This is a genomic window from Cellulophaga baltica (assembly GCF_900102165.1).
GTDB lineage: Bacteria > Bacteroidota > Bacteroidia > Flavobacteriales > Flavobacteriaceae > Cellulophaga > Cellulophaga baltica.
Genome location: NZ_FNBD01000001.1, coordinates 669,511 through 685,187, shown reverse-complemented (window position 1 = coordinate 685,187; position 15,677 = coordinate 669,511). Strand labels below are relative to the sequence as shown.

The following is a 15,677-nucleotide window of genomic DNA, read 5'->3' as shown; positions in this document are numbered from 1 at the left end:
ATTATTTTCCAATATTACCAATCCAAGTATAGCCAACCATCATAAAAAATATGATGAGTTGTGTGAACATAAGGGTGGTAAATAAGGGGCCTATAAAGGCAATTGCTAGCATAGTGCAGCCATAGGCCATGCCAAATACTCTTGGCTTCTTTTTTGTGATTAAAAACGCTCCTGGAAGCGGTATTAAGGTGCAGATGAAAGCTATGGCTAAAGTTAAGCCGTATTGAAAGCCAAATGCATAAAATAGGGTAATGGAGATAACTCCCAATAGTGCCAAGCTTCCAAAAATAAAACCACTTATTTTTTCGTTTTTATCTAAAAGGAATTTGCCGTATTTATCAAAATTAAGAATGGTATTAGAAAGTGGTTCCATAATCCACCCGCCAAGGGCAAAAAGCAAATAGGCTATGATAAGCGGAATAGCTACGTACGAAAGTCCCGCGCTATCCAATAATTTAACCGCTACACGATATGCAATGTATAAACCAATAATAAATACCCATTGGTTTTTTGATGACTGCTTGGCCATCCAAAAAGAATATTTTAGATACCATCTATAGATAAAATTCTTGCTTTTTAGGGCTGTAGTCATCCCTTCACGGGCATACTCAAAGTTAGGGTCAAACTGTAGGGCTTGTTTAAAATGGTCTAAAGCTTTTTTATGATTGCCATTTTCTAATTGCACCCAGCCTATATTGGCGTGAGAATAACTGTCTTCTGGATTGTCATATAATATATCTTCAACCGTCTGGTCTGCTTCAGGTATTCTATTAAGTTTGGTTAAGATCTGTGCTCTTAGGTTTAGACAATAAGCATTTTTTGCATCAATCCTTAAACCTTCATTAACCGCTTCTAAACCTTCTTCAAATTTTTTCTTTTGTAGTAATAGGCCTGCTTTGTGTCCAAAGTAATCTGCATCATAAGGGTTTATGGCAATGGCCATGTCTATGAATTTGCGAGATGCGTCATACTCATCTTTTTGTAACTTAATTTTTGCTTTTAGATAAAATACATTGGCATCATTAGGTGTATCTTCTAAAAGGCGTTCTGTAATTTTTTCAGCTTCTTCTAATTGCTTTTCGTTTAAGTAACAAATGGCCAAATAAAACTTACTCGTCCAATCTTCATGATCTTCAGAAATTGCTTTTTTAAAGTGATCAATGGCATCCTTAATGCGTCCTAATTCAAATAATTGAATCCCTCTATCTTTATGTACTGATTCCATTATTTTTTGATGTTTAAGTATGTCAGTATTTCGTCATATAGACCGCCATCATTGGAGTACAATGCATAATTTTTAGCAGAACTAAACCATTCTTTAGTGGTTGCCTTCATTTTTTTTGCTGCCTTCAAAATATCTTTTGTTGATAATGGTTTTGGGATGCCGTCTTTGAAAGCCTCTTCTAATTTGCTCTCAATGGCCACGTCTATGGTAGCTTTAATGTCCGCACCAGAAAACTCTTTGGTTACTTTTGCTAATGAAGAATAATCAATAGTCTCAATAGGCTTGTCTTTTAGCTGAATGGTAAATATTTCTTCGCGTGCTTCGGTATCTGGAGGCGAAACGAAAATAATACGGTCAAAACGCCCTGGTCTTCTAAACGCTGGGTCTAAATACCACGGGGCATTTGTAGCGCCGATCACTAAAATTCCATCATTATCTGCATCAATACCATCTAATTCTGCTAAAAACTGGTTGATTACTGTTCTGCCAGAATTTTTGTTCATATCGTTTCTATTGGCGCCGAGCGCGTCAATTTCATCAATAAAGATTACGCAAGGAGTGTTCTCTCGTGCCGTCTCAAATATCTCGTGTAGGTTGCGCTCAGAGCTTCCGATCCACATATCTAAGATATCATTGATTCCTACGTTAATAAAGTTGGCATTTATTTCACCCGCTGTAGCTCTAGCTAAGTGGGTTTTACCGCATCCTGGAGGACCATAAAGCAATATACCGCCTCCTATTTTCTTTCCGTAGGCTTTGTATAAATCTTTGTGTTCTAAAGGTTTAATGATTTTAAGGGAGATTTCTTTTTTCACATTGTGCATGCCTCCAATATCTTTGAAGCTAACATCTGGCTTTTTCATAAATGAAATAGCATCCTCGTCTGCAAAATCATCGTCGTCATCGTCATCAAAAGAAGAAGTGGTGGTGATTTTGAGTTTTCGATCAAAATCTTCGTTGATGTAAGAATGATCTATGGTTAAAATGTCTTTATAAGTGTCTTGAGCATCATTATAATTGTCCTGTTTTAATTGGCAATAGCAAAGTAGCTCTAAGTATTTAATGTTATTGGAGTTTTTGGTAATTTCCTCTAATAGCACTTCTGCTGCTGAGGTTTTTCCTTGCTTGTAAAAACAATTGGCTAATTCATATTTAGCATCTTTATGCGTACTATCTAGATCAATACATTCATAAAGCTGTTTCTCACAATTGGTATAATCACCATTTTGCGCATACAACTTGGCAATTTGCAATTTTAGAGCAACATTATTCGGGGAAAACTTTAAGGCTTCTAATAAACTTTCAAGCATGTAATTTTATTTTGATATATGAATTGGTTAAATCCAGTCTTTAGGATTTTTAAGCACAGCTAATAATTTTTCTTCTTCACTACCTTTTTCGGGTTGATGATCATACACCCACTGAACGTGCGGTGGTAGGCTCATTAAAATACTTTCAATACGCCCGTTTGTTTTTAGTCCGAACAAGGTGCCTTTATCGTGTACTAAATTAAACTCAACGTAACGCCCGCGACGAATTTCTTGCCACGTACGTTGTTCAGGGGTGTACGCTTTTTCTTTATTTTTTATAACGATTGGTACATATGCTTCTAGGAAGCTATCGCCCACTTCGGTTACAAAGTTGTACCAGTCTTGCATTTGCATCTCATCGGTAGCTTTGCAGTAATCAAAAAAGAGTCCGCCTAGACCACGACCTTCATCTCTATGGGTGTTCCAGAAATATTCGTCGCATCGTTTCTTATACTTGCTGTAAAATTCAGGATTATGAGCATCACATACCTTCTTGCATGTCGAATGAAAATGCACGGCATCTTCTTCAAAAAGATAATAAGGTGTTAGGTCTTGACCACCGCCAAACCATTGATCTACAATAGTACCTTCTTTATCATACATTTCAAAATAACGCCAATTGGCATGCACTGTTGGTACCATTGGGTTTTTTGGATGCAGTACTAAACTTAGTCCACAAGCAAAAAAGTCGGCATCTTTTACGCCAAAATATTTTTGCATACTTTCTGGTAGGGCGCCATGTACACCAGAGATATTGACACCTCCTTTTTCAAAAACAGCGCCATTTTCTATGACACGTGTTCTGCCACCACCACCTTCTGGACGTTCCCAAATATCTTCTTGAAATTTTACAGCCCCATCTACTTCTTCTAATTTTGAGGTAATGGTATCTTGTAATGTTTGAATATATGCGTAAAACTTATCTTTCATAATGTAATTCATATAGTTCCATATCTAACGGAGCTTCATTTGGTGGTGTGTGTTCTTTTGGCAGTGTTTTTACCCAAACATAATGGTTGTTTTCTGCCACCTTTACGCTACCTGTATTTGTTTTGTGGGCAATTATTTGTAACGTTTCTATTCCTAATTCTTTATTTGCCCAATCAGAAATATACCGTACGGTTTTAGAGGTAATTCCTTTGCCTTCATATTCATAATCAATACCATAAGCCAATTCTGCACGCTTTATTTCGTAATCTATATTTTTTACGTAAACCAAACCTATAATCGTCCTCTTCTCTTTTTCTTTTAAAGTAAAAAGAAATTCTGTTTTGTCTTTAAAGTCTTTAACTTTTTGGGAAACAAATATTTCTGAAAGGGTTGGTGTCAGATTTTGTTTTAGGGTTTTCGGAAAATAGCGCTTTAGCCGGTCTGTATTCGTTACTGCAAAATTACAAATTCTCCAATTATCCTTCATTGAAATGCTTTCTATAGTATGTGTTTCGCAATCAATTATCATAATTTAGTTGTTTAATTAAATGTATGTAACGTACTATAATTTAATTATTTATAATATTTTGTTCTAATTGGTTTTTTTGTATTATACCGATTGTTTTTATTGATGCGGCAGTAACTGAAAGTGGTAGGACGATGATGATACCAATTACAGGTATAAATAAAAACAGCATAAAAATTATTCCATTTCCTATGGCAGCTCCTCTATTTTTTCGTACAAAATCTATACTATCTTTATAATTAAAATGACGTTCTAGGGTGTAATCCATACTACCAAAACCTGCATAATAGGCTTGTAACAGAAAGAGCGCTATTGCTGAAAATATGTTGACTACTGGAATGAGTTTCAATAATAGCAATGGAAGGGTATATAATAGTTCTTTTCCTAAATTTCTAATATTGATTTTTATTCCGCGCCATAATTGTTCATTAAACGATGTCTTTTTGTGATCATGATTTTCAACACCTGTTAAATGTGCTTCAATTTTTTCGGAAACTGGGCTCATAAACGGTGCGGAAAGCGCCATTACAATATGCTTGTAAAGGATAAAACCTAAGACTAGAATTATGAGTCCACTAAATAATGTGGAGATAGAGGTGAAGGTATCTTTACCAAAATCCCAAATCCACAAAGTAGCTATAAATTCTCCAAAACTACTTGATAGGCTCCAAGCAGCCACTCCTATAAGCGATGCTGTGATTAAACTAATAACCATTGGTATAAAAAAATACTTCCATAGTTTAAGCTCTTTCATGAGTTTAAATGTGCCGGAATATGATTTTATACCTAATAGAATATTTTTTAACATACGCTTACTTTTTAAGGTTCGGTTCTATAAATCTAACAATTATAATAGCAACTAATATTTTATCCTTTGTATTCTTTAACGGCATCTATAAATGCTCTAGCATTATCTACAGGAACATTTGGCAAAATACCATGACCAAGATTCACCACATATTTATCTTTACCAAATTCATTAATCATTTGGGTAACCATTCTTTTGATGTCCGCTGGTGTTGAAAGCAAACGTGCAGGATCAAAATTTCCTTGTAAGGTAATATTCCCACCTGTTAGGTAACGTGCATTTCTAGCAGAGCAGGTCCAGTCAACACCTAAGGCAGCTGCACCGGATTTTGCCATATCACCTAGAGCAAACCAACAACCTTTTCCGAAAACAATCACTGGCGTTTCTTCTTTTAAAGCATCTATGATTTGTTGAATATAGTTCCATGAAAATTCGGTATAATCTGTAGGCGATAGCATTCCGCCCCAGGAATCAAATACCTGAACGGCATTAACACCCGCCTTTACTTTTGCTTTTAAGTAGGCTATAGTGGTATCTGTGATTTTTTGTAGCAATTGGTGTGCTGCAAGAGGTTGCATAAAACAAAATTCTTTAGCTTTATCAAAATTCTTGCTTCCCTGGCCTTGAACGCAATAACACAAAATAGTCCACGGAGAGCCCGCAAATCCAATTAAGGGTACTTCGTCATTCAATTTCTCTTTAGTGGCCTTAATAGCTTTCATTACATAGTCTAAGGCTATCTCTACATCCGGAACAATAACAGCGTCTACATCTTTTTGTGTGCGAATAGGGTTTGGTAAATACGGGCCAAAGTCTGGCTTCATTTGTACCTCTATGTTCATCGCCTGCGGGATCACTAAGATATCAGAGAATAAAATAGCGGCATCCATGCCATATCTGCGAATTGGTTGTACGGTGATTTCAGAGGCTAACTCCGGAGTTTGACATCTTGTAAAGAAATCATATTCTTTTTTAATTTCCATGAATTCAGGTAAATACCTACCTGCTTGGCGCATCATCCATACAGGTGGACGTTCTACTGTTTCTCCTTTTAATGCGCGTAAGAATAAATCGTTTTTTATCATGTTATAAGCTATTTTTTAATAGTTGTTCTCCAAAGGTTATTAAATTATGATCAGGATCTAAGATTGAAAATTCTTTTAGTCCCCAAGGTTTCAAATTTAAGGAACCGTTAGGGTGAATAGAAATTTTCTTATTTAAAAACGTTTGGTATAATTTAGTAATGTTAGTTGTTCTTATGTATACTTGTCCGTAATTTTCCTTGGGTTTAAGTGCTTCAAACTTAAAAAAATGAATCTCTATAGCATCTTTACTAATCATAAGATAATCATCATACGCTACAGTGCCCAGTTCATTAAAGCCTAATTGGTCAATGTAGTACTGTTTTGTTACAGTTTTATTGCGCATCGGTAATTTAGGATGAATTGCGTGTAGCATAGGTTTAATTTATTAGAAAAAAACAATTGGTATAAATTATTTTAATATTCTTTTGATATTTTTGTCCTTACCGAATACAACAAGGATATCTCCTTTTTGTAAAACGGTGTTAGGATCTGGTGTGCCTAGTACGTCTTTCTTCGTGTAGGTACTTCCTAAAATGTTTTTCTTTTTTTGTTGCCGTATGATTGTAATAATATTTACATCGTAATTTTCTCTAAATTTAGAGGCTAGTATAGTTGTGCCTATCAGGTCTTTCGGGACTTCAATTTCCGAAACTAAATGGTCCTCATCTACTTCAAAATTATCAATGCTCCCATCTAAATTAATGGTTTTTGTGAATTTCTCTGCAAATTCTCTTTCAGGATGTATAATTTGATCTACACCCATGGCTTGTAAGATGGTATCTTCAATAGGGGAAGACGCCCTAGCAATTATTTTAGCATTGGTTAATTTCTTTATAATGGCGGTACTCATAATAGCCGTACCGTTTCTATCTCCAATAGCAATAATAACTAAATCTGTATTTTTTAAGGGTAGTGAGTTATACGCAGATTCTTTTTTGGCATCAAAGGCTACTGCATGTGCAACTTGATCTTTTATTTGACTGATTTTCTCAGGGTCCACATCTACCGCAATCACTTCATTGTTAGTGTTTGATAGGTTGATGGCGGCCGACATTCCAAAATTTCCAAGTCCGATAACTATAATTTTCATACGAGCAATTTTGGTTAATTTATTAATATATTTTCTTCAGGATAACTATAGTCTGCCTGACTCACATTTTTCAATAATCCAATCATTAAATTTAAAAGACCTATTCTTCCTAAAAACATCAATAAAATTAAGACCAACTTACTTAGGTCTGAAAGTGAAGCGGTAATTCCCATAGATACACCAACGGTACTAAAGGCAGAAAATACTTCAAAGGCTATTTGTAGCAAACTAAATTCTGGGTTAAATATGAGCAAAAATAAGATACCTGTTCCAATACTAGCTAATGAAATAGCCATAATAGCAAAAGCTCTACGTACAGATTGTGCTGCGATTCTTCGTGTCCCTATTTCTATATATGGTTGGTCTTTAGCAACAAAAAACACGTTCAATGTGGCAATGGCAAACGTAGTGGTTTTAATTCCTCCACCGGTAGAGGCGGGTGATGCTCCTATCCACATCAGAAATATCATAAACAGGATGCCTGGAATACTAAAATTAGCATAGTCTACGGTGTTAAACCCCGCTGTTCTTGCGGTTACAGAAGAGAATAACGAGGTAGTTAATTTTCCAAACCAAGTGGTATGTTCTATTAAATTGGTATGTTGCTCAGAAATTAAGAAAAATCCGGTTCCGCAAACAACTAGTAGAGCGGAAGTGTATAAGACAATCTTGGTATTCAGTAGAATGACTCTAGAGATAAAAATTTTGTTTTTAGATCTAAAGAGGTTGGTGATAAACCTTTTTACGTATTGTATGACATTAAAGGCAATGTGGTACCCTAATCCTCCAAAAATGATGAGGGCCATTAGTATCCATTGTAAATAATAATTAAACCTAAGATTAATATCATACAAGCCCATTGACTCTAAGGAGAAGCCTGCATTACAATATGCTGATACGGCATGAAATACGGCAAAAAATCCTTGATTGGGTATGGTGTCAGAATTGGGTAAGGAGGTGTAAATCAAAACAGCGCCCAATGCTTCAACTAGCAATGAAAAAGCAACAACTTGCATTACTCTTTTCATGATTCCGCCTAGTTCATCATTATTTCCCATAATGTCTTTCATATAAAGACTTTCTCTAAACGAGGATCCTGTTTTGAAAAAATAAGCAAAAAAGGAAGTAAACGTTAACATCCCCAAGCCTCCTAATTGAAAAACTACCATGATAACCGTTTGCCCAAAAGACGTAAAATCTTTGGCAGTATCTACTACAATTAATCCGGTAACAGAGGTAGCACTTGTGGCGGTAAACAAAGCGTCTATAAATGATATGCCATGAGTAGTAGAGGCTGGTAGCATTAATAAAAATGTTCCTCCTAATGCGATGATGGCAAAACTTCCAACAAACAAAATCGCAGGGTTAAAATAGATGGCATATATTTTACGTACCAAAAAGGAGATTCGAATGAAAAAGTAAAATAAAAGGCCGTACTCAATAACATAACGCAGATTGAAAAAACTATCAAACAAAGAGATTTCAAAATCGCTAATGATAGTAACCACTTCTACTATAACGAGTAGGGAGAGGTAGTAAAGATTTATTTTGGGGCTAATGTTTGATTTGCGCTGCCTTTTAAAAAGCCTATACTTATAGAGATTAAATAGGATTAACGCTAATACTAAGGTGGGCAGCACAATTAATTTGTACTGTCTTAAATCCTGGTAGTCTTTAAAACCAAAGTCGTAAATTAAAAAGATTACCAAGCCAAGATCTAAGAATAGAACGGCAAGGCTAGATAACCTGACTTTATTCCACATGATTAACGGTCTAAATTACTCGTAGTCTTTATTAACTAAGTCAATAACAGACTCTAAGGTAGGCATTTTAGCGGTGTGAACTTTTGAGAAATGTTTTTTAGCTTCCGTAGCTGTAGTGTCTCCAATACAATAAGCAACTACATCAGAAGTATTTTCTTGAAGATAGCTGTCTATAGTAGAAGGGCTGTAAAAGAGCACGCCTTTTATAGAGTTTGCTACTTTTACGGGTGATTTTTTGGTGCTATAGGCTTCTATCTCGGTAAGTTCAATTCTATGCTCTGCTAAGATGCTAGGTAATTCATCTAAGCGTATATTGCTACAGAAATAGCTTGCTGTAGTTCCATCTATGTGTTCTACGAGGTAGTCTGCTAGCTCTTTTGCACTGCTTTCAAAATGAGTAACCTTTCCAATTCTTCTTTCTATTAAGCGCTTGGTTTTACGACCCACGCAATAGATATTTTCAAATTTAAGCTCTTCAGGATTGATACTAGCAATTAACGCTTCAACAGCATTTTGGCTTGTAATTATTACGTTTTTATGCGCTGCCTTTAAGGTAAGTCTTGGAATTCTATTTAAGCTAATTTGAATAAAATCTTCTGAAGCCACCGCTATTTTAGAATCAAAACGCTCTGCTTGTTCCGTAGTTAATTTTTTAGTAGAGAAAACAACAGGTTCTTTCGTGATTCCTGCAATTTCACTCATTAGTAATTTTCCACCACGGCTAAATATGCGTTCTACACATGCTTCGGCTAAGTTTTCGTGTTTGCCTAATTTTGAGGTGAACTCTACTTCAATTTTTTTCTTTCCGTCAACACTTAGTAAAACTCCTTTTAAACTTATATTGGTATCCTTAATTATAGCTAAGGCTCCAATAGGAGCGGTACAACCACCTTCTAAAAGGTTTAAGAACTTACGTTCTAAAGTAGTACAGATTTCAGTTTCTTTATGGTTTAATTCCTTACATGCATTTTTAGAAAACTCATCATCTTCTAAAGCAACGACAACCACTGCACCTTGAGCAGGGGCAGGAACCATCCATGTTAATCCTATAGTATTTTCAAATTCTAAACCAACACGTTCTAGACCAGCTGCCGCAAATATGGCGCCGTTCCAGTCATTGTTGTCTAGTTTCTCTGCTCTTGTTTGAACGTTACCACGTAAGTCTACAATCTCATGACTTGGGTATCTATTAAGCCATTGTGCTTTTCTTCGTAAGCTTCCGGTGGCAATAACCGCTTCTTTCTGTCCAAGAAACTCTTCGTTATTTTTAAAAGCTAAAATATCCATGTAATTACCGCGCTTTAAAACAGCAGCTTGTACAATACCTTTTGGCAATACCGTTGGTACATCTTTCATAGAATGTACAGCAATATCAATTTCGCCTTTAAGCATTGCAATGTCTAATGTTTTTGTAAAGACACCCGTAATACCTAATTCATGAAGTGGCTTGTCTAAAACCAAATCACCTATAGATTTAACAGGAACTAATACCGATTGGTATCCTTGTTCTTTTAATTGTTTCTGTACGGTTTTTGCTTGCCATAGTGCCAATTCACTATCACGTGTTCCAATGCGGATTATCTTACTCATTTACTTTCTACTTCTAATTGAAACACTTTTTGAATTAACGCCAAACTGTTATCAGCATCAATATCATCGCCTTTTAAGTGATTTGCGAATTGTTTGGTGATTTTTTGAATAATACGTTCAGAAACAATGTCTGCTTGAACGGAATTAAAATCAGATAACTTCTTGCTTTGAAAGTTGAGTTCTTCATCTTTCATTACTTTAAGCTTCTTTTTTAATGCTTTTATAACGGGAGCAAATTTTCTAGTTTCTAACCACTGGATAAATTCTTCTTTTATTTGCTCAATAATAGCTTCTGCCTCAGGAATAAACTGCTTTCTTTTTTCTAATGTTTCATCCGTCATTTGCGAAAGATGATCTAGATGTATTAGGGTTACATTTGGTAACTCAGTAACATCATCAGATACATTTTTCGGAATAGATAAATCTAAAATTAATAGCGGCTTCTTGGTGTATATTAACTCCTTAGAAATTGTCGGTGATTGTGCTCCTGTAGCGACAATCAATACATCTGTATTTCTAATCTCTGTTTGTAAATCCCCGTAGTCTTTTACTACTAAGTTGAATTTGCCTGCAATTTTCTCTGCCTTATCTTTTGTTCTGTTGATAAGCGTAATGTGAGAGTTTGCTGTGTGTTTAATCAAGTTCTCACAGGTGTTTCTTCCTATTTTTCCTGTTCCGAATAATAAAATATTCTTTGTTGAAATTTCGGGTACATTTCTCATAATATACTGAACCGAAGCAAAGGATACGGAAGTAGCTCCTGAAGAAATTTCAGTTTCGTTTTTTATCTTTTTGCTAGCTTGTATTACAGAGTTGCAAAGGCGTTCTATAAACGGATTGGCAATTTCTAATTTTTTAGAGCGATTAAAGCTTTGTCGTAATTGACTTATAATTTCGAAATCTCCAAGAATCTGACTATCTAATCCTGTACCTACTTTGAATAAATGACTTATGGCGTCATTATTTTTATAGACATAGGCTACCTCTTGAAATTCTTCAACAGTACCTAAAGTATTGTCGCAAAGTAATTTTATAAGTTGAAAAGGGTGTTGTGCAAAACCGTATAGTTCAGTTCTGTTACATGTTGATGTAACTAAGAGTCCATCTATACCTTGGCCTTTAGCTTGTATCAGTAAACTGTCTATGGCTAATTCGTTTAAGCTGAACTTACCACGAATTTCGGCATCTGCCTTTTTGTAGTTAAGTCCAATCGTATAAAACGAGTTGTGTTTAGAAATGTGATAATCTTTCATGTAATCTTTGCAATCGTGGCAAAAGTACTTCCATGGTTTTGATAAAAGTAACGCTAGCGGAACAATTAGTGTCGTTTCAAGAATTTTGCAGCTTTTTCCATGCTAATTCTACTATTTAGCTTAATTTTATAGGGAATATATGACCATGGGTCTGCCAATTTAGAATACTTCTAAATTGGTGATAAATATAATTTATACGGTTATGGATGAAATAAATGACGCTCAAGGTTCATTTGAAGAGGTGTTAATTGATGAAGGTTTTTTTGCGCTAAAAATTCAGAATGATAGCATTGATATTCAAAAAGTTAGCAAGCAAATAGACAGTTCCTTTATTCAGTTTCATTTTTGTTTGAAGGGTAGTGCTAAGTTTATTTTTAATGATGGGCGCTATGCTTTAGAAGTGCCAGAGGAGAATTCGCTTTTGCTCTATAATACGCAAATAGATTTACCTCTTAATTTAGAACTGAGTCCAAATTCTTGGATTGTATCTGTAGTAATGACCATTCGTAAGTTTCATTCTTTATTCTCTAAAGAAGCAGATTACATTCCGTTCTTGAATAAAGATAATAAAGACAAAAAATATTACAGTCAAGAAGGTTTTAGTCCTGCAATAGCGGTAATTCTTAGTCAGATGATGAATTACAATCTTCATCCTTCTATAAAAGAACTCTATATAAAAGGAAAGGTCTATGAGCTTATTTCTCTCTATTTTAATAAAAGTTCAGATGCAGATTTAGAACAATGTCCTTTCTTGGTAGACGAGGACAATGTACGGAGAATCCGTAAGGCAAAAGAAATCATTATTTCCAGAATGGCAGAACCACCTACGCTCACCGAACTTTCGGATGAAATAGGGCTGCCAATAAAAAAATTAAAAGAAGGTTTTAAACAAATTTATGGCGATTCTGTTTTTAGTTTTTTATTCGATTATAAAATGGAGTATGCGCGTAAAATGTTAGAAAGCGGTCAGCATAATGTTAATGAAGTAGGTCTTAAAGTTGGTTACAGTACTTCGAGTCACTTTATAGCGGCTTTTAAGAAGAAGTATGGTACTACACCAAAGAAATATTTAATGGCATTGGCCGGATAAACACAATTTTGCTCCATTTTGGGACACTAGTTATAGTCTTGTGTCTTAGAAATACCGATATTTAGAGTTCATTAAATACACACATTATGAATTCTGTTTTTTCTGGTATTCTTCTGGGAGCTCTATTTTTAATCTTAGGTTCTTGTGCTACAACGAAGGTTGTAGATCAGCAAGTGGTGCTAAATCACCCGGAACCTTTAAAAATTTCAAAAACTAAATTAGAAGCATTAAAGCCTAAAGTTTTAATATTTACTAAAACCGCGGGCTATAGGCATGGATCTATAGAAAAAGGGGTTTCTACTATTAAAGAATTAGGTCTATCTAATAAATTTGAGGTTTACCAAACCGATGATTCATTGCAGTTTAATGCCGCAAATCTTAAAAAATACCAATTAGTTGTATTTCTAAGCACTACTGGAGATGTTTTAGGTGATGAACAGCAAGTAGCTTTTGAGAATTATATCAAAAACGGCGGTAGTTACTTGGGTATTCATGCTGCAACCGATACGGAATATGAATGGCCTTGGTATGGTAAATTGGTGGGGGCGTATTTTTTAAATCATCCAAAACAACAGCAAGCAACATTAGATGTTATCAATGGTGATCATGCGGCAACACAACATTTAGAGGGTACATGGAGCCATTTTGATGAGTGGTATAATTTTAAAAATATAAATCCATCTTTAAATGTGTTACTTAAGTTAGATGAAACAAGTTACGAAGGTGGTAAAAATGGTGATAATCATCCTATTGCCTGGTTTCACGAATTTGATGGTGGTAGAGCATTTTATACTGGTTTAGGTCATACCGATGCTGCTTTTGATGACGCTAATTTTAGACAACATTTATTAGGTGGTATAGAATGGTGTTTGAAGCGATAAACTATTAACGTTTTAGTACCATATATAAATTCGGTGTGCTCATCTCTTGATTAGTATACCGAATTTTGTTTTTTAGGAAGATTTGTTAGTTCTTTTAAGAGTAACTAACTAAAAGGATTAATTATAATTGCTTGTAACTTAGTTATGAATTATTCTTGTGAATAAGAGCGTTAATTGACCCGAACAACCATAATCCCAGTATTGCTCTTAATCCCTTTTAAATAATCTACTAAAGGCTTTTCAGATATTTTAACCGCTCCTGAAGTAGAAGCGTGTAATAAGTGAATGCGACCATCTTTTTCTCTAGTAGCTATTCCGGTGTGAGTAATATCTAAACCTTTTATAGAAGTGGTCAGGGCTATGATATCTCCAGATTGTATGAGGTGTTCATTGGCTGCAATAGTGTTCTTTTCTAAAATGCAAAACTCCTGATTATTTAAATACTGTTCAGAAGCTTGTATCTGCGCTAGGTTGGCATTATCATCTTTTAAAAAAGGGTATAGTTCTCGGTGTGTGCTCATGAAGTTTATTTCCTTTTGCACAGGAGTTCCGCCAATTTTAGCAGTTATATCTGTTACTAATCCTTTAAACTGATTGTTTGCTATCCACTCTGTAAAGTAATGTAAACGTGATGGGTAACCATTTAGCGTTCCATTTTTATACCGAATGGTTTCAAGAGTTTTGATAAATGCATCAAAACTTGTGCTATCACTGCTCTTTAAGAGCGAGAAGGCTAAAACATTTTCAACAAAGGTGGTACAATCTAAACCTTCTAAATTCACCACTAAAGATTCTGTGGTTCCAATTTCTAATGTTTTGGCAACGTATGGAGTTCCTAGAAATGTTTTTCCAACAGCTACTATGGTATTGCCTATTTCTACTTTTTTAAGCGCCTTCACTTCTTTAATCTTAGCATGAACAGCTTCTTTGCTTTGAGGAGAGCAGGTAATTTGTTGTGCAAAACTGAAGTTTGTAAATAATAGCGCTATAAGAAATAGTATCTTCATAATGTAATATGATTTATTCAAAATAATTGTTCAACAGTACCGATGCAGATGCATACCGCTAACGATACTACCTTTAGCTGCTTCTAGTTTTAAATCTGTAATTTTCTTGACTTGATTTAAGATAAAAGCATCATCTATGTTGCTTACTAAGTACGCTTTTAAAGCTGTAGGATAGATGGCAAATTTTTCAAGGGCTACAATATTCGGTTTGTCCTATATAATCTGCTCTGCTTGCGCTGAAATATCCTTCATTGCTCTTGAAGCAGCTTGCATTGCGCTATGCTAAGATTGAAGCATTATATTTTTTATTTGCTTAACAATGTCTAGATGTCCTAGTCCAAATTCTTTCCAAGCTAGACCAATTTCTTTCATGTCAAAATGCTTTACGATACTTCCGTACGTCATTTTCTTACCGTCTATTTCAGGGTATCCTATCACATAAATACTGTCTGCTAATTCTACTGCCAGTTCAATGTCATGGGTAGAGTAGATGATAGTATTGTATTCATGACTCTTAGTAATCAATTTAAAGGCATTTTTTACATCTTCAATATTACCAACGTCTAAACCAGAAAAAGGTTCGTCTAAGACCATGTAGTGCCCCGATGAAAATATCTGTTCTATAATTGCGGTTCTTTGGCGTTGCCCACCAGAAAGCTCACAAGGATATTGGTCCTTTGCTTTTTCAAGTCCCCAGTCTTTTAAATAGGTGACAATTTGCTCGTGTTTAGCTTCTTTAGGCATCTCTTTATTGCGCAAAGCAAAAAGTAAGGCCTCATAGACTGTTTTGTTTCTAAACAAGGTATATTTTTGATCTACAAAACCAATATCTCCTTCATGCACCTCTTTGGCATCATTTTGGGCATTTTCGGTGGTGGTATCTGCAATCAATACTTTTCCAGAAGTAGGCTTTACTAAACCTGTTAAAGCTTTGAAGAAGGTAGATTTTCCTGTTCCAGAACGGCCTACAACGGCAATAACTTGCCCTGTAACTTCGCCTGTTCTAATAACATCTTTTTCAACAAGGTTAATATCCTTTATGATTGTTTTATCACCATAAGCCACGCTTAGGTTTTCAACATAGAGTAATGTATTTTCACTGCTGTAATTCATCTCTAA

The 15,677-nt window shown here is 35.1% G+C and carries 15 protein-coding genes; 2 read left to right on the top strand and 13 right to left on the bottom strand.

The genetic code is table 11. From position 1 onward, the window contains the following. Window position 1: 1 nt before the first annotated feature. The 11 genes from BLQ19_RS03020 to hemA are packed head-to-tail and all read right to left on the bottom strand — an operon-like array spanning window position 2 to window position 11,580. Window positions 2–1,225 carry a tetratricopeptide repeat protein gene (locus BLQ19_RS03020; RefSeq protein ID WP_074537323.1) on the bottom strand — a complete coding sequence of 408 codons (1,224 nt, stop codon included), beginning with the start codon at window positions 1,223–1,225 and terminating at the stop codon, window positions 2–4. Then, window positions 1,225–2,535: an ATP-binding protein gene (locus BLQ19_RS03015; RefSeq protein WP_024482208.1), complete on the bottom strand. Its 1,311-nt coding sequence runs from the start codon at window positions 2,533–2,535 to the stop codon at window positions 1,225–1,227. The genes BLQ19_RS03020 and BLQ19_RS03015 overlap by 1 nt, the downstream gene beginning before the upstream one ends. A gap of 27 nt (window positions 2,536–2,562) precedes the next feature. Beyond that, window positions 2,563–3,465 (bottom strand): oxygen-dependent coproporphyrinogen oxidase, encoded by a 903-nt coding sequence (hemF, locus tag BLQ19_RS03010; RefSeq protein ID WP_074537375.1) that lies wholly within the window; start codon window positions 3,463–3,465, stop codon window positions 2,563–2,565. Then, window positions 3,455–3,994, bottom strand: coding sequence for a GNAT family N-acetyltransferase (locus BLQ19_RS03005; RefSeq protein WP_034665368.1), 540 nt, complete (start codon window positions 3,992–3,994; stop codon window positions 3,455–3,457). Before BLQ19_RS03005 ends, hemF begins: the two co-directional genes overlap by 11 nt. Before the next feature lie 40 nt (window positions 3,995–4,034). Next, window positions 4,035–4,799 (bottom strand): EI24 domain-containing protein, encoded by a 765-nt coding sequence (locus tag BLQ19_RS03000; RefSeq protein WP_029450324.1) that lies wholly within the window; start codon window positions 4,797–4,799, stop codon window positions 4,035–4,037. 59 nt (window positions 4,800–4,858) lie between these two features. Beyond that, window positions 4,859–5,884: a uroporphyrinogen decarboxylase gene (hemE, locus tag BLQ19_RS02995; RefSeq protein ID WP_024482205.1), complete on the bottom strand. Its 1,026-nt coding sequence runs from the start codon at window positions 5,882–5,884 to the stop codon at window positions 4,859–4,861. Window position 5,885: 1 nt separating this feature from the next. Next, window positions 5,886–6,257 carry a bleomycin resistance protein gene (locus BLQ19_RS02990; protein ID WP_074537322.1) on the bottom strand — a complete coding sequence of 124 codons (372 nt, stop codon included), beginning with the start codon at window positions 6,255–6,257 and terminating at the stop codon, window positions 5,886–5,888. A gap of 36 nt (window positions 6,258–6,293) precedes the next feature. Next, window positions 6,294–6,983, bottom strand: a complete 690-nt coding sequence (locus tag BLQ19_RS02985) for a potassium channel family protein (RefSeq protein WP_255352094.1) — start codon at window positions 6,981–6,983, stop codon at window positions 6,294–6,296. Window positions 6,984–6,988: 5 nt separating this feature from the next. Further along, window positions 6,989–8,737 (bottom strand): TrkH family potassium uptake protein, encoded by a 1,749-nt coding sequence (locus tag BLQ19_RS02980; RefSeq protein WP_074537321.1) that lies wholly within the window; start codon window positions 8,735–8,737, stop codon window positions 6,989–6,991. A 15-nt stretch (window positions 8,738–8,752) separates the two neighbouring features. Beyond that, window positions 8,753–10,327: a hydroxymethylbilane synthase gene (hemC, locus tag BLQ19_RS02975; protein WP_074537320.1), complete on the bottom strand. Its 1,575-nt coding sequence runs from the start codon at window positions 10,325–10,327 to the stop codon at window positions 8,753–8,755. Then, window positions 10,324–11,580, bottom strand: coding sequence for a glutamyl-tRNA reductase (gene hemA, locus BLQ19_RS02970; protein ID WP_025616159.1), 1,257 nt, complete (start codon window positions 11,578–11,580; stop codon window positions 10,324–10,326). The genes hemC and hemA overlap by 4 nt, the downstream gene beginning before the upstream one ends. 202 nt (window positions 11,581–11,782) lie before the next feature. Here hemA and BLQ19_RS02965 point away from each other — a divergent pair, with 202 nt between their 5' ends. Both BLQ19_RS02965 and BLQ19_RS02960 read left to right on the top strand, forming a co-directional pair. Then, on the top strand, window positions 11,783–12,670 hold the full coding sequence (locus BLQ19_RS02965; RefSeq protein WP_025616158.1) for a helix-turn-helix transcriptional regulator: 888 nt from the start codon (window positions 11,783–11,785) through the stop codon (window positions 12,668–12,670). A gap of 86 nt (window positions 12,671–12,756) precedes the next feature. Further along, on the top strand, window positions 12,757–13,551 hold the full coding sequence (locus BLQ19_RS02960) for a ThuA domain-containing protein (RefSeq protein WP_074537319.1): 795 nt from the start codon (window positions 12,757–12,759) through the stop codon (window positions 13,549–13,551). A gap of 170 nt (window positions 13,552–13,721) precedes the next feature. On the opposite strand, the gene BLQ19_RS02955 is transcribed toward BLQ19_RS02960, so the two are convergent. Beyond that, complete coding sequence (locus tag BLQ19_RS02955; protein WP_074537318.1) at window positions 13,722–14,558, bottom strand: N-acetylmuramoyl-L-alanine amidase-like domain-containing protein; 837 nt, start codon at window positions 14,556–14,558, stop codon at window positions 13,722–13,724. Window positions 14,559–14,840: 282 nt separating this feature from the next. Then, window positions 14,841–15,671: an energy-coupling factor ABC transporter ATP-binding protein gene (locus tag BLQ19_RS02950; protein WP_029450317.1), complete on the bottom strand. Its 831-nt coding sequence runs from the start codon at window positions 15,669–15,671 to the stop codon at window positions 14,841–14,843. Window positions 15,672–15,677: the final 6 nt, after the last annotated feature.

Coding starts and splice junctions, on each gene's coding strand:
- BLQ19_RS03020 (WP_074537323.1), bottom strand. CDS start 1,225: ATGGAATCAGTACATAAAGATAGAGGGATTCAATTATTTGAATTAGGA.
- BLQ19_RS03015 (WP_024482208.1), bottom strand. CDS start 2,535: ATGCTTGAAAGTTTATTAGAAGCCTTAAAGTTTTCCCCGAATAATGTT.
- hemF (WP_074537375.1), bottom strand. CDS start 3,465: ATGAAAGATAAGTTTTACGCATATATTCAAACATTACAAGATACCATT.
- BLQ19_RS03005 (WP_034665368.1), bottom strand. CDS start 3,994: ATGATAATTGATTGCGAAACACATACTATAGAAAGCATTTCAATGAAG.
- BLQ19_RS03000 (WP_029450324.1), bottom strand. CDS start 4,799: ATGTTAAAAAATATTCTATTAGGTATAAAATCATATTCCGGCACATTT.
- hemE (WP_024482205.1), bottom strand. CDS start 5,884: ATGATAAAAAACGATTTATTCTTACGCGCATTAAAAGGAGAAACAGTA.
- BLQ19_RS02990 (WP_074537322.1), bottom strand. CDS start 6,257: ATGCTACACGCAATTCATCCTAAATTACCGATGCGCAATAAAACTGTA.
- BLQ19_RS02980 (WP_074537321.1), bottom strand. CDS start 8,737: ATGTGGAATAAAGTCAGGTTATCTAGCCTTGCCGTTCTATTCTTAGAT.
- hemC (WP_074537320.1), bottom strand. CDS start 10,327: ATGAGTAAGATAATCCGCATTGGAACACGTGATAGTGAATTGGCACTA.
- hemA (WP_025616159.1), bottom strand. CDS start 11,580: ATGAAAGATTATCACATTTCTAAACACAACTCGTTTTATACGATTGGA.
- BLQ19_RS02965 (WP_025616158.1), top strand. CDS start 11,783: ATGGATGAAATAAATGACGCTCAAGGTTCATTTGAAGAGGTGTTAATT.
- BLQ19_RS02960 (WP_074537319.1), top strand. CDS start 12,757: ATGAATTCTGTTTTTTCTGGTATTCTTCTGGGAGCTCTATTTTTAATC.
- BLQ19_RS02955 (WP_074537318.1), bottom strand. CDS start 14,558: ATGAAGATACTATTTCTTATAGCGCTATTATTTACAAACTTCAGTTTT.
- BLQ19_RS02950 (WP_029450317.1), bottom strand. CDS start 15,671: ATGAATTACAGCAGTGAAAATACATTACTCTATGTTGAAAACCTAAGC.